Below are 15,604 nucleotides of genomic sequence, written 5' to 3'. Positions count from 1 at the left end.
GGTGGGCGGGACAGGGAGCGGCGGAGTCGCTCAGGCTGCGGCCTGGTTGAACAGGCCGATCCGACGGTAGAACGCGTCGGTGCGGGCCGTGACTGCGTCGTGGGCGGCGCTGCGGGAAGGGTCGGCGAGGACACGGCTGCGGAAGGCGAACGGATCGGGGATTCCCGCGTTGCGGTAGGCGTCCACGCTGTAGAGCTGTTGTAACGAACTCGCGATGTACTTCTCCACGTACTGACGGGCCACGGCGATCTCCTTGCTGTCGCCGTCCGCACGCAGTCGCACCCACAGGGCACGTACCAGTTGAGCACCGAAGGCGATGTGCCGGGACTCGTCCTGGTGGTGCACCCGGTTGATGGCGCGAATGGTCTCCGGGAGGGCGGTGTCGGCAGCCATCCTGCTGTTGAAGTGATCGACGATCTGTTCGAAGATCAGGATCCGGCTGAACACGATGAAGTTGTCCAGCAGAGCGGAGTGCTGCTCCTGGGGGAAAGCCATGGACCGGTTGGTGAACAGCTTTCCGCCGTAGCGTAGGCAGAACTCGGCGAAGAACCACATGTGCTCGTTTTCTTCGCCAAGGAAGTGATGGAAGAACGGGGTGGGAATCTCGAAACCGGGGGTGTGGATCCGCTGTACCACCTCTTGCATCAGCTCGCGGATCCCATGCACGTTGAGGCTGTAGAAGTTGATGCTCTCCCACTTCGACAGGGCGAGATACTGCTCGCGGTCCAACTCTGCGGCGGCTGCGGTGCCGTACACCGTCACCAGATCCTCGCTCATCCACAGCGCGCTCTCAGGGATGCTCTCGGGCCATTCGAACGTCTGGTAGGGGTTGTAGTACTCGTCCTCGGCCGCTGCGGTGAGCCGAGTGACGGCGAGGGCTACCTCGTCGTCCCAGATGGTGGCGTTCGTGGTCATCGGGCGATCTCTCCAAGCTTCTTCTCGGTACTGGTCGTCGCACGCGTCGAGCGGAAGCCCGCCAGTTCGAGAGTGCCTGTGGCGCTGTCGACCAGGAGAATCTCGAAGGCGCGCAGCAGGAGGTCGATGTCGTGGCGCGGGATCAGTTCGGTGTCGGCCATCAGGTAGAGCAGGCAGGTGTCGGGCGCGTATCCGGTGTGCAGGAAGAAGGTGGCGTCCTGGCGCTCCCACGAACCCACGAAGGTGACCGTGGTGCGGCAGAGGAGCGCACGCAGTCCGTCCGGGCCCTCGTCGGTGTGCGGTAGGTTTTCCCAACGGTCGTGCATACGTTTGTCGTTGAAAAAGCAGCCAAGGTTGAGTGCGCCGTGGCTGCGTTCGCGCGCCTCGTCGAGAATCTCGTCGACGACCGACGGGTCGTACTGGGCATGACGGTAGGCGTTCATTCCGGTCAGGAAGGTCCGGCGCACCGTCTGTTCAAAGGTGTCGTCGTCGACGTTCAATGCGAACAGCGCGTTCTCCACCATGGGTGCCACGAGCCGACGGCTGCGCTCGTCATGCCGGTTGACCGCGATGAGCTGCAGCGCCACGGTGTCGTGCCCGGTGTAGGCACCGAGTACGGCCGCCGTGGCGGCCAGCAGCACGGTGCCGGTGCTGACCTGGCATCGTTCGGCAAGCACGGTCGTGGCGACCGCGACGGCGGGGGAGTCCATCGCCAGCCGGACGAAGCGCTCGGGTCTACTCTCGCCGGTGACCGTACGAAACAGCGTCGGCGGCACGGTGTGCAGCGTTCGACGCCAGTACTCCGCTGCGGCCGCACCGCGGGCGGCGCCAGGACCCTTCGCCTCAAAGCGTGCCTGGTCGAGCGGCTGCCACTGCGGTTCCGGCGGCCCGCTGCCGTCGAGCAGCTGCTGCAGATCGCGCTCCAGTTCGCGTACGCCCCAGAAATCGACAGCCAGGTGCGAGAACACCAAGACGGCGACGGCTGGACGTCCGTCCTGTAGGACGAGCGCGCATCGGAAGGGCCACTCCTCGGCGTGGCGGAAGGTCAGGCCCACCAACTCCCGTGCCAGCTCGACCGCAACGTCATCGGCCGAGGCGGATGCTGCGTCCGTCACCTTCAGGGACAGCGCGCCCTCCGCCCAGACCTCCTGGACGGGCCCGTCGCCCTCTTCGTGGAAGCGGGTACGCAGCACTTCGTGGCGTGAGACGAATGCGCTGAGCACAGTCTCGACCTGTTCGGTGGAGATACCGGCCGGGATCTTCGCGACACGGCGGATGTTGAAGTAGTGAGCATCGTCACCGAGCCAGCGAATGGCCTTCCAGATGGCGCGTTGACCCCACGTCATAGGAGCGGTTTCGGATCGTTTTCCTTGGAACGTCAACGAATGGGCGCCGGGGTCCTGCATTGTCAGATTCCTCAGGTCAAGCATCGCCCAGGGCGACGCGGGTGGAGGTGCCGAGACGATGGAAGAGCGATGCCGCGACGACGGCCGAGTGGTCGGCGCCGCATGGAACGCGGAGAATCTGGCATACCGGTCAGGCGCTGACGAGAAAAGCGTTGGTAAGGGGGAGGGGTGCCTCGACACTGAGGCCCGGCTCGGAGCGGCCCTGGGCTCGCGCACGAACTGTCTCCGGGTAGGGCAGAAACGTCAGCGAACAAGCCCGGTATCGCGGCGCATCACCTCCGATAACGCGAAGGGTGCGAAGCGGCCCGGACTGGACATACGGAGCCGGACGAACACGGAGTGCAACGGTAACCACATCGACGCAGGTCTGTCTAGACCGATCCGTGTGACGGATCAGAGATCCGATCCCTTGTACAGAAACACTAGATGACCATCAATGAAATTCTTGACGTCACACGAGGTCTGAGCCAGACTCTGGACCGCGAGCTTCCCCGGCGACAGTGGCGTTCCCGGGCTCTCGGGAGTCCGCTGTTTCCTTCTCCGATCGCAATCGGATCCCGGCTAGATGCCCTTCACCTGTGCCGTTTGCTCGTCCTGCATGCCCTGACGTACGCGGGGGAGTTCCTGATGCCTTCCACGACGCCCGACCCGGGCGCCGGACCGCTTCGACGACGCGCCGTTCGATGGCTCGCCACTGTGCGGCTGCTGCGCTACGCACACCCGGGACTGATCGCCGGCGCGGGTGCGCTCCACCTTGCGGTCGGCCTGCTCCCGATCGCCTTCATCCTCGCGACGAGTGCCCTTATATCGAGAATCCCTGATGTCATGTCAGGTTTTGGTGGCCATGGTGGCATAGGTCGGATCGGTCTCGCGCTGATACTGGCCGTCGCCGCTTTCGTGCTGCAACAGATTCTTGTCCCGTTCCAGTCGGTGCTGGCTGAACTGGTGATCCGTCAGGTCGACGGCGCGTGCATCGCCCGACTGATGGCGTGTGCGTTACATGATCTCCCGGTCGCGGACCTGGAACGGCAGGAGGTGCTCGATGTGCTCTCGGACGCCCGTAACGGCTTCGAGCGGGTGGTCCCCACCCCGGGCGATGCCGCTGCCGGAACCCTGGCTCTGATCGCCCGCTACACCCAACTTGTCGGGGCTGCGGTGATGGTGTCCGTGGTACTGGGACCTGGCACCGGTGTGCTTGTGGCCGCAACGGCGATCGTGATCAGGTTCGGCCAACGCGGCTCGCTGAGCCGCTTCGGCGCGGTACGGGCGACCCTGGCTGGTCCGCGGCGGAGACTGTCCTACCTGCGGCGCACGGCGACCGGAACCGGGCTGGCCAAGGAGGCACGGGTGCTCGGCCTGGTCCCCTGGCTCCGGCAACGCCATGGCACAGAGGCACGCGGCTACCTGGAGCCGCTGTGGGCGACCCGCCGCAGGCTGCTGTTCTGGCCTTTCGTCGCGCTGGCAGGGCTCGGCCTGCTCGGTGGCGGCGCGGCGCTGTCGGCCCTGGCCGAGGACGGCACGAACGGTTCGCTGACGCTGCTCCAACTGTCTGTTGCCCTTCAGGCCGTGCTGATTCCCATGCGCTTCGGCGTCTTCTTCCCCGAGAGTGACATGCAGACGCTCTACGGGTTAGCCGCACACGACGCACTGACCCGCCTGGAGCAGGTCGCGGCGGACGGGGGCGGCCACGATCGGCAGTACGACCCCGGTCACGTCCTCGATCTGGCCGGGGCCGTTCGCTTCGAGGGCGTCGGTTTCCGCTACCACGACGGTGCTCCCGCCGTGCTCGACCGGCTCGACCTCGAACTCGCACCGGGGACGTCAACGGCGATCGTCGGCCTCAACGGCGCAGGGAAGACGACGCTGGTGAAGCTCCTGACCAAATTGCACGAACCCACCAGTGGCCGGATCACCGCTGGCGGGACCGACATCGCCGGTATCTTGCCGTCGGCCTGGCACCGGCGCATCGCCGTGATCTTCCAGGACTTCACCCGCTTACACCTCACCGCGGCCGAGAACATCTGGCTAGGCCGACCGGACCTCCTCGGTGACCGCAACGCGCTCCTCACTGCGGCCCGGCGCGCGGGCGCACAGGAGATCATCGACGGCCTCCCGCACGGCGTGGACACGGTCCTCAGCGCCGAGTACGAAGGTGGCACCGACCTTTCAGGCGGCCAGTGGCAGCGGATCGCTCTGGCCAGAGCCCTGCTGGCACTGGAGTGCGGGGCGTCCCTCCTGGTGCTCGATGAGCCCACCGCCCAACTCGACGTCCGTGCGGAAGCCGCGTTCTTCGAGCGCTTTCTGGACATGACCAAGGGCGTGACCAGTGTTATCGTCTCGCATCGCTTCTCCAGCGTGCGCCAAGCCGACCGCATCGTCGTGCTCGCCGACGGCAGGGTGGCCGAATCCGGCACGCACGACCAGTTGATGGAGCTCAACGGAAGTTATGCCGAGCTCTTCAGGATTCAGGCGGAACGCTTCACCGCGGACGAAGCCGCCGACCCGTCGACGACTGAACGCTTCCTGCCGAGGATCGACGGAGCGGCCCGATGACCACGATCCTTGCGGTCCGACACCTGCTGTGGCTCGCCTTCCGCTCTGATCCAGGACGTCTCGCGCGTGCCTCAGCGATGCTGGCCGCCGGATTCCTGTCCACCCCATTGATCGCGCTATGCCTCAAGTCGCTCACCACCGCGGCGGTCAACCATGACTCGGGCACCGCCGCTCGGCTGGCGCTGATAACGGCAGCACTGCTGGTCTTCGAGCTCATGATGAACCACTTTGCCCACCTTTCCTACTTCGAACTGGGCGACCTCAGCGAGGTAGAATTCCAGAACGAGCTAATCACGCTCGCCCACGGCGTCGGCAATCTCGAACAACTGGACACTCCGGCCTACGCCGACACCCTGGCGTTGGTCCGTGAGGAACTTCCACGCACCCGCGCCTCCCTGGAGGCCGTTCTACAGCTCGGGGGCTTGGTCCTGCAGATGGGCCTGACGGCGGTCCTGCTCGGCTCACTCAACGCGTGGCTGCTTCTTCTTCCCGTCGCCGGAGCAATCCCCGTCCTGGCAGGCAATCGGGCTCAGCGTCTGGTGGATCGTGCGAAGGAGGACACCGCTGCGCTGACGCGTCTCGGCCGGCACCTGCTGGAGACCACCACCATGCTCGCGTCGGTCAAGGAGATCCGCCTGTCGGGTGCCGAGGCCATGCTGATCGAACGCCACCAGCGCGACTGGGCTACCACCTCTACCGCGCTACGCAGGGCCCAGACTCGAGCTGCCCTGCTGCGTGCAGCGGGGCAGCTCACCTTCGCCGCCGCCTACGGCGGTGCGATCTATCTGGTGGTTCGGCAGGCGTTGCAGGGCGGCTCGGGGCTGGGCGACGTGATTCTGGTGATCGCTCTGGCCGCCCAGATTTCCTTCCAGGTGTCCAATGGACTCGGCCTGCTGACGACTGTCCAGGCGGCGGGTTGCACGATGGAGCGGATCCGGACACTACGCACTGTCGCCGCCGCGTCGCCCGAATCTGCCGTACCCGGATCGGGGAAACTGCCCGCAGTCCTCACCCGCGGCATCCGTCTCGACCACGTCAGCTTCCACTACCCGAACAGCGACCGGAAGGTCCTCGACGACGTCACCCTCCACATCCCGGCAGGCACGGCGCTTGCCGTGGTGGGCGAGAACGGGGCGGGTAAGAGCACCCTGGTCAAACTGCTGTGCGGGCTGTACCGGCCGACCTCGGGAAGAATTCTGGTGGATGACGTCGACCTCGCGTCCACCGCCCCCACCGGGTGGCAGCGCCGGGTGTCGACCCTCTTCCAGGACTTCGCCCGGCTGGAGCTGCGGCTGCGGGACAACACCGGCATCGGCGACCTCGACCGGATCGACGACGACCAGGCCCTGCAGCAGGCGATCGACAGGGCCGAGGCGGGCCCCGTCCGGGCGCTGGTCCCCGATGGTCTGGACGGTCTGCTCGGCCGGGGGTACGGCGACGGCACCGAACTCTCAGGCGGCCAGTGGCAGAAGCTCGGGCTGGCCCGCACGCTGCTGCGCCGAGGCCCGCTTCTCGTCGCCCTGGACGAACCCGCCTCCGCCCTGGACGCGACCGCCGAGCAAGCGCTCTTCGAGCGCTTCGCCGACCTCGTCACGGAAACCCGCGCGGACACCGGCGCGATCACCGTACTGGTTTCGCACCGCTTCTCCACCGTGCGGATGGCCGACCTGATCGTGGTCCTGGAACAGGGCAGCGTTTCAGAGGTCGGCACCCATGCGGACCTCATCACGAGTGGTGGCCTCTACGCGGAGCTGTACCACCTTCAGGCTCGTGCCTACGCGTGACCTCGGTCCTTCCGGGTGGTCGATCGCGCGGGGACCGGAGGTGACGGTCCTTATCGCGGTCGGTCCGGCACAATGCACGCCGACGTACGAGCGATCATGGGACCGCGAGAACGTCGACGACCTGCGGCGGCTGGCCGACAGGGGCCGTGAGACGCCATGGCCGACGCGGCAGGCGTCGTCGGGGCCGCTGGTTGGTTGGATCCGCTGTTGACTCTCCAGCGGCTTGAGACGTCAGGGTGGTGGCCATGGACGAGTGGTTGTCGATCGGTGAGGTGGCCCGGCGTACGGGCCTGAGTGTCAGCGCCATCCGGTTCTACGTCGACGAGGGCATCGTCGCGCCGGCCGGGTACACCGGGGCCGGGTACCGGTGCTAGGCCGTGTTTCGTAGGGCGGCTTTGTTGGGGCGTGGCGGTGGTCGCTAATGGGAGAGGTCTCCGGTAGTTGGTTCAGCGACCAAGCTAGAACTTCACACCGGAGACCTCGTGCCGAGCGTAGCGGCAGCGAGGCGACATGATCTGACCGACGTGCAGTGGGCGGTACTCGAGCCGTTGCTGCCTGCGGGAACGGGTCATGCTCGGCCGCGCAGATGGACCATGAGAGTGATCATCGACGGGATCCGGTGGCGGGTCCGGACCGGATCACCATGGCGGGACGTCCCCGCGTACTACCCGCCGTGGCAGACCTTGTACCGGTGGTTTCGGCGCTGGCAGCGTGACGGCGTCTGGTCTCAGATTCTCACTTCGTTGCAGGCCCTGGCGGACGCGGCGGGGTTGATCGGCTGGACGGTGAGCGTGGACTCGACCATCAGCCGCGCCCACCAGCACGCCGCTGGGGCCCGCCGGGATGGGCAGGCGCAGAAGGAGCCGCCCGGTGGTGTGCAGGCCGAACCGGCCGATCATGGGCTCGGCCGATCGCGGGGCGGCTGGACCACGAAGACCCATCTGGCCTGCGAGCAAGGCCGCAAACTGATGGCCATGGTGGTGACCGCCGGACAACGCGGTGACAGCCCACAGTTCATCCCCGTGCTGGCCAAGATCCGCGTCATGCGTGCCAGTGGCGGCCGGCCCCGGACCCGCCCCGACATGGTGCTGGCCGACAAGGCGTACACGTCCAAAGCCAACCGCTCCCACCTCCGATCCCGCGGCATCCGAGCATGCATCCCGAGCAAGACCGACCAGGACGCACACCGCAAGGCCAAGGGGTCCAAAGGCGGACGCCCGCCCGCCTTCGACCCCGAGGCCTACCGCCTGCGTAACGCCGTGGAGTGCGGCATCAACCAGCTCAAACAACACCGCGCCATGGCCACCCGCTACGACAAACTCGCCGTGCGCTACGAAGCCGCCCTCACCATCGCCGCCATCAACCAAATGGCTCCGCGCCCTACGAAACACGGCCTAGGACGCGCGGGGCGTGGCTGCTCTCGAACTGGTGCGTACGCTGCGGGACCTGGGCGCGGGGCTGGACGAGATCCGTCGGTTGCTGGCCGAGGAGATCACGGTGCGGGATCTCGCGGCCGCCCATCTGGCGCTCGTCGAGCGGCAGCTGGGGCGGTTGCGTACCCGGCGTGCCGGGTTGCGGGCGGTGGTGCGGCAGGAGGAGTTCGTCGACCACCTGCGCCCGTGGCGGCCCCTGCTGCCGGAGGACCCCACCGGCGAGCAGCTCGACGCGTGGATCGAGCTGGCCGACATGGTGCGTGACGCCGGGTTCCGGCGGGCGGTCCGCGACTACTTCGGTGAGACCTTCGCCGACGCGGCGGACCACGGGCGGGACGACCCGTCGACGCAGGCGCAGATCGCGGAACAGGTCGAGCTCCTCGCGCGGGCCAGGGCCGCGGCCGAGGCCGGCGTACCTGTCGACTCCCGCGAGGCCCGGCAGGTGGCGACGCGGTGGGTGGCGCTGACCGCCAGCCGCTGCGGTGAGCGGGATCTGACCGAGGTACGCCGGCAGATCGTCGCCGCCGACCCCGGGCCGCAGGTGGCCCGGCACGTCGCGCTGCTCGGCAGGTACCACGCGCTGACCGCCACCATCAACGGCACACCGCAGCCCGTCGTGCACGCCCCGGCGTCCACCTGGCTGTACGCGGCCGTCGCCGCGCTGCCCTGACCAGGTGGGGACGTACGGGTGCCACGGGTGCGTGGGAACCGACGCGGGGTGCCACCTGCCTGGCTATTCTGTGGCACGTCGTGACCTGCGCGGCTCGCACCAGGAACCCACCAGAAGGCGACCACCGTGACAGCCACCCCACGCCAGGACGCCCGGCCGGTGACGGTGACCGCGCACGGGGTCCTGGCTGTGCTGACGGTGCTCGCGCTCGCGGGCAACCGGTACCACGGCGCGGCCGGGTGGCAGGTCCTCGCCGCGGCGGGTGCCGCCGTCCTGCTCCACGGGGCGGCCGTGGTGTCCCGCCGCCGGCCGTGGCCGGGGTACGCGACCGCCGCGCTGGGCATGCTCGTCCTGGCGACGATCTCCTTTCCGAGCTGGTCGGCGATCCTGCTGCCGTCGGCCCTGTGGTTCCCCGTCACGTTGTGGCGGCTGACCGGCCTCGTCCCGGTCAGGTTCTCGGTGGCCGCGCTGGCGGTTGCCGTGCTCGGGATCGTCCTCACCGAGCTGGTGGCCTGGGACCGGCTGCCCACCGAGATCCCCGGATGGACCCTCGTTGTCGAGGGCGGGCTGCTGATGCTCGTGGTCGGTGGGGTGTGGAGTGCGGCCCTGCTGCTGCGTCGGCGGCGCGAGGCGGACCGGCGGGCCGAGAGCGGACGGCTGGCCGCGGCCGTCGCGGACGAGCGGGCCAGCATCCGCCGTGACCTGCACGACGTGATCGCCCACACGGTCACCGTGATGGTCGCGCGGATCGAGGCCGCGGCGGTGACGACGACGGATCCGGCGACCCGCCGTGAACTCGGCGACATCGCCGAGGCGGGCCGGGACGCCCACCAGGGTCTGCGGGCGATGCTGGCCACCCTGGGGCCGCCCACCACGGCACCGCGCGCCGGTGCCGGGCGCGACCGGGTGCCGATCTCGCTGGACGCCATCGCCGACCTGGTGGCCTCGGCGGCCAGCCCGCTGCACGCGGTGACGTTCGCGGAGGTGGGCCCGCGGCGGCCGTTGAGCCTGAGCGCCGAGGTGGCGGCGTTCCGTACCGTGCAGGAGGGCGTCACCAACGCGCTGCGGCACCTCGAACCGCCGGTCGAGGTGACCGTTCAGCTCCGGTGGGGTCCGGCCGGGCTGGAGGTGGAGGTACGCGACGACGGCGGCTCGGCGCTCCGCGTCCCCGGCGGCTCGACGCTCCGCGCCCCCGGAAGCCGCGGCACCGGCCTGCTGGGTGTCGGGGAACGCGTGCGCGCCGCCGGGGGCACCCTGTCGGTGACGCAGGGGGACGACGGATGGGTGCTGCGAGCGCTGCTGCCCACGAAGGAGGGGGCATGACCAGGATCCGGGTGATGCTGGTGGACGATCAGGAACTGTTGCGGACCTCGTTGCGTACGGTCCTGTCGGCCGACGAACGCATCGAGGTCACCCACGACGTCCCCAACGGCGGGGACGCGGTCGAGGTCGTCCGGCGGCACCGTCTTGACGTGGTGCTGATGGACATCCGCATGCCGCGCATGGACGGGGTGGCCGCCACGGCGGAGATCGTCCGGATCGCACCGGCGACCCGGGTGCTCATGCTGACGACGTTCGATGACGACGACCTGGTCGTGGCCGCCATCCGGGCCGGCGCGAGCGGCTACCTGACCAAGGATGTCCGGCCCGCGGTCCTGGCGCAGGCCGTGTGTGACGTGGCTGCCGGGACGTCGGCGCTGGCCCCGGGGGTGGCGGCGACGGTGCTCGATCTCGTCCGGCAGGTGCCGACGCGCCGGACGGGGGCGCTGGACGGCCTCACCCCGCGCGAGGTCGAGATCTTCGGCCTGCTCGCCCGGGGCAGGTCCAACGGCGAGATCTGCGCGGAACTGGTGCTGAGCGAGAACACGGTGAAGTCGCACGTCCGGGCCGTGCTGCAGAAGCTGGACCTGCGCGACCGCGTGCACGTGGTGATCCACGCGTACGAGAACGGGCTGGTCGGTCGGCACGACCTGCCCGACTGACATTTCACTCTGCCGGGGGGTGCCGGCTCACCCCGTGGTGTGATGACCGTCGGTGACGGTCTGCCTAGGTTCGACGTCGTGCCTCTCCACCGTCTGTGTTCTCCCCGGGTGACCTGCCTGTCCGCCGTCGCCGCTGTGCTCGTCGCCGTACTGCTCGCCTCGGCGACGCCGGCCCACGCCACCGGCAGGGGGCTGGTCGACGACTACCGTTCCGCCTACGCGACGCCGGGGGTCGCGGCGGCCGTGATCGACGGCTCGTCGGTCGAGACGACCGTCCGCGGCCGGGACGGGGACGGCAACGCGGTGACGACGGGGACGCCGTTCCGGATCGCGTCGATGAGCAAGTCGATGACGGCGACAGCGGTCATGCTGCTGGTCGACCGGGGCCGCGTCGTGCTGGACGACCCGGTCGTCACGGTCCTTCCCGACTTCCGGATGGCCGATCCGCGCTTCACCGCGATCACCGTGCGGCACCTCCTCAGCCACACCTCGGGCCTGTCGGCCAGCACGAACAACGAGTACGTGTTTCCGCCTCCGCACGACGCGCGGCAGGCCGTGGCCCGGCTGGCCGACGAGACCCTGGCCGCCGGTCCGGGCAGCAAGTCGGTCTACCACAACACCAACTTCACGATCGCGGCGAGGATCGTCGAGGTGGTGTCGGGTGAGCCCTTCGACGAGTTCCTGCGTGCCGAGCCGTTCACCCCGCTGGGGATGACCCACACCCGCTCGACGCCGGGGTGTTCCGATCGCGCCGAGGTGCTGCCGTCCGGGTACGAGGTCGTGCTCGGGTTCGCCGTCGCGGTGCCGGAGATGCCGGGGACGTGCGCCGGCAACGGCGGGGTGATCTCGACCCTGGACGACATGGTGCGGTGGCTGCGGTTCAACCAGGGCGGCCCCGGCGCCGGCCTGCTCAGCACCGCCGCCCTGACCGAGCTGCACACCGTCCAGCCCGGGGCCGGCGACTACGCCCTGGGTTGGCAGGCCCGTCCGGCCGCCGCCGGCACCCCGCCGATGATCGGCCACGGCGGGACCCTGGCGACGTGGACCGGGGACATGGTCTTCTCGCCCACCACGGGCAGGGCCGCCGTCGTCCTGACCAACAGTGTCGGTGCGCCCGGCGAGCTGTCGGCCAACCTTCTCGCCGAACGGATCGGGACGCCGACACGGCCGATGAGCAATCCGCTCGACACCGTGAACGCGGTCCTGCTCGGGCTCACGGTGGTGCTGGCGGCGCTGCTGGTCACCGCGGCCGTCCGGGCGCGCCGCTGGGCCGTCCGACGCCGTACGACGCGACGACCGCTGCTGATCCTGCGGCTCGTGCCCCTGACCCTGGCGACGGTGCTGGGCGCGACACTGCCCGCGGTGCTGCCGATCCTGCTCTTCGGCGCGACCTTCGACGTCGGGTACTGGATCGTCTTCGCCTGGCTGCTGCCACTGCTGCCGCTGCTGTCCCTCGTCAGCTGTGTGCTGGGGGCGGTCGCGCTCGCCCGTCGCCTCTGGTGCCTGCGCCATGCCGGTCAGGTGGTCCCCGCCAGTCCTGCGGCGGTCGGGCCGACGACGGCGTGACGACCGCGAGCGGGGCTAGGAGTCGTCCGTTCCGTGGCGCAGTTGGCTGAAGGCCCGGTCGGCGTCGGCCACCGCCTCGGGTTGGACGTCGCGTGCGGTCCGCCCGTCGGCGATCTTGCGCCAGTTGGTCCGGGCCAGTACGCGGTGGACCGCGATCACCTGGGCGGCCTGGAGTCGGCCCTCGATGCCCCGGTCGAGGGCGTCGGCCAGCGCGTCCTCGTCGTCGAGCGTGTACTGCACGAGTCGTCCCGCCAGGCTCGGTGTGGTGAACACCAGCCGGTGGAACGTCACCACCTCGGGTTGATCGTTGAGGCCGGTGACCGGCTCGAAGCGGTCGAGGCCGGCCCGGAAGTGCCGGTGCAACGCCGCCATCGGCGTCACGTCGGGCCGACGGTCGCGTACCACCCGTGCGGCCTCGCCCTGGTGGTCGGCGAACCGGTGCAGGATCAGGTCTTCCTTCGTCGCGAAGTAGCGGAACAGGGTCGGCTTCGACACCTCGGCCGTCGCGGCGACGTCGGACACCGACACCCGGTCGAAGCCGTGCGTCAGGAACAGCGAGATCGCCACGTCGGCGATCGCGTCCCGGGTCCGCGCCTTCTTGCGCGCCCGCAGCCCGACCCGTTCGATCATTCTGTCAGGGTAACATTCGTTACCGGGTTGCATTTTTAACCCGGTAACGCTTTCATGGGGTCATGAGGCAGGTAGACACCCCCCGCACCCCCGCCGCCGACGGCCCGGTTGCCACGGCACCGGTCGACCGGCCGCCCGTGCTCGTCACCGGGGCGACCGGCCGGGTCGGACGATGCGTGATCGACCTGCTGACCGACGCGGGCGTGCCGGTCCGTGCCCTCGTGCGCCGCTCCGAGTCGGCGGCGACGCTGCCCGCCACCGTCGAGGTCGTCACCGGCGACCTCACCGTGCCCGCATCCCTCGACGCCGCGCTGCACGCCGTCAGCACGGTCTTCCTGGTCTGGACCGCCCCACCGCAGACCGCGGCGGCCGTCGTCGACCGGCTGGCCGCCCGCGCACAGCGCGTCGTCTACCTGTCCGCGCCGCACCGGACCCCGCACCCGTTCTTCCAGCAACCGAACCCGATGGCGGCGCTGCACGCCGAGGTCGAGCGGCTCATCACCGGCACCGGACTCGGCCTGACGGTCGTCCGGCCGGGAATGTTCGCGTCGAACGCCCTGCTCTGGTGGGCCGCCGCGATCCGTGCCGACAGCCCGGTCCGGTGGCCGTACGGGGCGGCCGAGACGGCACCCGTCGACGACCGCGACGTGGCGGCGGTCGTCGCGCGGACGCTGACCGAGGAGGGACACGTCGGTGGCGACCACGTGCTGACCGGCCCCGAGTCCCTCAGCCAGGCCGAGCAGGTGGGCATCATCGGTGACGTCCTGGGCCGCCCGATCGCGTTCGAGGAACTGTCACCCGACGAGTTCCGGCGGGGGACCCCGGAAGCCGTGCGCCCGGCGGTGGACATGCTCCTGAACGCATGGAACGCCGCGCTGGGACAGCCGGCGTACCTCACCCCCAGTGTGGCCGACATCCTCGGAACGCCACCACGAACGTTCCGACAGTGGGTTGCCGACCACGCCGCAGCGTTCACCGCCGACCCCCACCCGACGAACTGATCCCTCCCGCCGGGTCGTAGCAACCGAGGTGCCGCCCCGGAGCGGCTCAGGGTGCACACCCCGGCCCGCGGGATCTCGTCGACGTCGACACGTTGCTGACCCGGTCCGACGACTGCGTCGAGCGGGTCCTGCCCACCTGAGGGGACCTGGACACCACCGCGCCGGTGCGTGCGTCCGGTATCCGGTTCGGCCACCCGACCTGAGCGGCGCATTAACGGTCGTCTCAGATCCGCCCGCTACGAATTCGGCAGCAGACGAGCGACGTCGAGTGGAACCATCCAGCAGCGGTGCCGCTCGGAGGGGTCCCGCACGCACCCCCGAACCGGGTCGTGTGGGCCGTGGCGAACACCTGCCGCCCACACACGCTCACCAGCGGCCGGCTAGAGGCCGAGGTGGTCGAGGAACCATGCGGTGACTGCTCGGGCGATGCCGGAGGCGATACCGGCGGTCACCATCGGGATGATCCTGGCCCGCAGGCTACGGGTGTGGTCGCTGTCGGTCTCGGGGTGTGCGTCGTGTCGGCAGGTGCTCGGCGGGGGAGGCATGTCGGAGGGCATGTCACCAGCAGGCGCTCACAGCCACCCGTCCAGCAAGATCAACCATCGTTCTGGGACGCCGGTGCTGTCCGATGATCCGCCTGGGCCCGGTCGGACATCAGACCGTCGAGAGTGTCCGGTCGGACGCGCCGTCCGGTGCCGGACGCACCAGCGGTCATCAATACTCGCCGCATCGAAGACTGCCGGGGAGGAACAATGTCTGACCACAGCTTGGCATCTGATCTGTCGTCGGTGCAGACGGCGGAAGGGCTGGCGGGGTGCATCCGGAGCCTGTTGTCCCGCCACGGGAACCTGTCCCTGCGAGAGCTGGAGTCGTGGGGGATCGCCTACAACCGGCCGATGCCGCGCACGTCGCTCGGTGAGGCACGCTCCGGAGCTCGGCCACCCAGCCGCCAACTCCTGCTCAACCTCCTCGCCGCCTGCGAGGTGCACGACGACCGGGAGGTCTCCGCCTGGCTCGACGCCCTCGACCGGATCCACAAGTCGAAGTCGATCCAGACCCGCCAGCGACGCCTCGGTGACCTGACCCAACCCGTGTCCGCCAACCGGTTCTTCGCCGAGCAGGACGACCTGATCGAGATCTCCCACCTCATCCAGCAGGCCCAGGACGAGGTGTGGCTGTGGGGGACGACCCTGTCGATGCACATCCCCTACCTCGACATCTACCTCGGTCAGGCACTGGCCCGCGACGTCCGGGTCAAGGTCCTGCTGATCAACCCCGGCGGCGCGGCGATGTCCATGCTCGCCTTCCGGGCCGGGCCCGCATGGGGCCGGCAGACCCTGGAGGAACGACTGGCCATCAACCTCGGGCTGCTCGACCGGCGACTCACTCAAGGCGACGGCCTGGAGGTACGCCTGGTCGACTACCTGCCCCCGTACACGCTCTACGCCTACGACCCCGGCCTGGACGACGGATCGATGGAGCTTCGCCTCGGCTCCGTCGGCGGCCGGCACGAACTACGACCCACCTTCCGGCTGATCCGCCAACGAGACGGCGAATGGTTCGACTACTTCTACGAGCAGTTCACCACCGTCTGGAACGCCGCCGAACCATACCGGCACGGGCAGGCACCGGACATCCCCACCGCATAGCCGCGCACCCGCCGG

General features: G+C 69.3%; 12 protein-coding genes and 1 pseudogene. 10 read left to right on the top strand and 3 right to left on the bottom strand.

Annotation, left to right across the window (positions count from 1 at the left end; all coding sequences use genetic code 11):
* Positions 1-30: 30 nt before the first annotated feature.
* Together JQX11_RS12355 and JQX11_RS12350 are read right to left on the bottom strand one after the other, a co-directional pair.
* Positions 31-915 carry a diiron oxygenase gene (locus JQX11_RS12355; RefSeq protein WP_204925119.1) on the bottom strand — a complete coding sequence of 295 codons (885 nt, stop codon included), beginning with the start codon at positions 913-915 and terminating at the stop codon, positions 31-33.
* On the bottom strand, positions 912-2,321 hold the full coding sequence (locus tag JQX11_RS12350) for a condensation domain-containing protein (RefSeq protein WP_204925118.1): 1,410 nt from the start codon (positions 2,319-2,321) through the stop codon (positions 912-914). The genes JQX11_RS12355 and JQX11_RS12350 overlap by 4 nt, the downstream gene beginning before the upstream one ends.
* Positions 2,322-2,747: 426 nt before the next feature.
* Here JQX11_RS12350 and JQX11_RS12345 point away from each other — a divergent pair, with 426 nt between their 5' ends.
* The 8 genes and pseudogenes from JQX11_RS12345 to JQX11_RS12310 all read left to right on the top strand — a co-directional run bounded on the left by JQX11_RS12345 (position 2,748) and on the right by JQX11_RS12310 (position 12,309).
* The gene (locus JQX11_RS12345; protein WP_204925117.1) at positions 2,748-4,874 is read left to right on the top strand and encodes an ABC transporter ATP-binding protein; all 2,127 of its coding nucleotides are present in this window, start codon (positions 2,748-2,750) and stop codon (positions 4,872-4,874) included.
* Complete coding sequence (locus JQX11_RS12340; RefSeq protein ID WP_204925116.1) at positions 4,871-6,658, top strand: ABC transporter ATP-binding protein; 1,788 nt, start codon at positions 4,871-4,873, stop codon at positions 6,656-6,658. Before JQX11_RS12345 ends, JQX11_RS12340 begins: the two co-directional genes overlap by 4 nt.
* Before the next feature lie 245 nt (positions 6,659-6,903).
* Entirely contained in the window at positions 6,904-7,032 is a 129-nt protein-coding gene (locus JQX11_RS12335) for a helix-turn-helix domain-containing protein (protein ID WP_372444580.1), read from the top strand.
* A gap of 108 nt (positions 7,033-7,140) precedes the next feature.
* A pseudogene (locus JQX11_RS12330) lies at positions 7,141-8,056 on the top strand (IS5 family transposase).
* Between the two features lie 12 nt (positions 8,057-8,068).
* Positions 8,069-8,761 (top strand): MerR family transcriptional regulator, encoded by a 693-nt coding sequence (locus JQX11_RS12325; RefSeq protein ID WP_204925115.1) that lies wholly within the window; start codon positions 8,069-8,071, stop codon positions 8,759-8,761.
* 126 nt (positions 8,762-8,887) lie between these two features.
* Positions 8,888-10,084 (top strand): sensor histidine kinase, encoded by a 1,197-nt coding sequence (locus tag JQX11_RS33375; protein ID WP_204925114.1) that lies wholly within the window; start codon positions 8,888-8,890, stop codon positions 10,082-10,084.
* On the top strand, positions 10,081-10,743 hold the full coding sequence (locus JQX11_RS12315; RefSeq protein WP_204925113.1) for a response regulator: 663 nt from the start codon (positions 10,081-10,083) through the stop codon (positions 10,741-10,743). Before JQX11_RS33375 ends, JQX11_RS12315 begins: the two co-directional genes overlap by 4 nt.
* Positions 10,744-10,821: 78 nt before the next feature.
* Positions 10,822-12,309 carry a serine hydrolase domain-containing protein gene (locus JQX11_RS12310; RefSeq protein ID WP_204925112.1) on the top strand — a complete coding sequence of 496 codons (1,488 nt, stop codon included), beginning with the start codon at positions 10,822-10,824 and terminating at the stop codon, positions 12,307-12,309.
* Positions 12,310-12,324: 15 nt separating this feature from the next.
* On the opposite strand, the gene JQX11_RS12305 is transcribed toward JQX11_RS12310, so the two are convergent.
* Positions 12,325-12,939 carry a TetR/AcrR family transcriptional regulator gene (locus JQX11_RS12305; protein ID WP_204925111.1) on the bottom strand — a complete coding sequence of 205 codons (615 nt, stop codon included), beginning with the start codon at positions 12,937-12,939 and terminating at the stop codon, positions 12,325-12,327.
* A 62-nt stretch (positions 12,940-13,001) separates the two neighbouring features.
* Between JQX11_RS12305 and JQX11_RS12300 the strand changes: the two genes are divergently transcribed.
* Both JQX11_RS12300 and JQX11_RS12295 read left to right on the top strand, forming a co-directional pair.
* Complete coding sequence (locus JQX11_RS12300) at positions 13,002-13,940, top strand: NAD(P)H-binding protein (RefSeq protein ID WP_204925110.1); 939 nt, start codon at positions 13,002-13,004, stop codon at positions 13,938-13,940.
* Between the two features lie 752 nt (positions 13,941-14,692).
* On the top strand, positions 14,693-15,589 hold the full coding sequence (locus tag JQX11_RS12295; protein ID WP_204925109.1) for a hypothetical protein: 897 nt from the start codon (positions 14,693-14,695) through the stop codon (positions 15,587-15,589).
* Positions 15,590-15,604 lie beyond the last annotated feature (15 nt).

The sequence above is a fragment of the Micromonospora humida genome (genome assembly GCF_016901255.1).
Classification (GTDB): domain Bacteria; phylum Actinomycetota; class Actinomycetes; order Mycobacteriales; family Micromonosporaceae; genus Micromonospora; species Micromonospora wenchangensis.
Note: the sequence above shows the minus strand (reverse complement) of the source record. Positions and strands in the feature narration are given on the sequence as shown.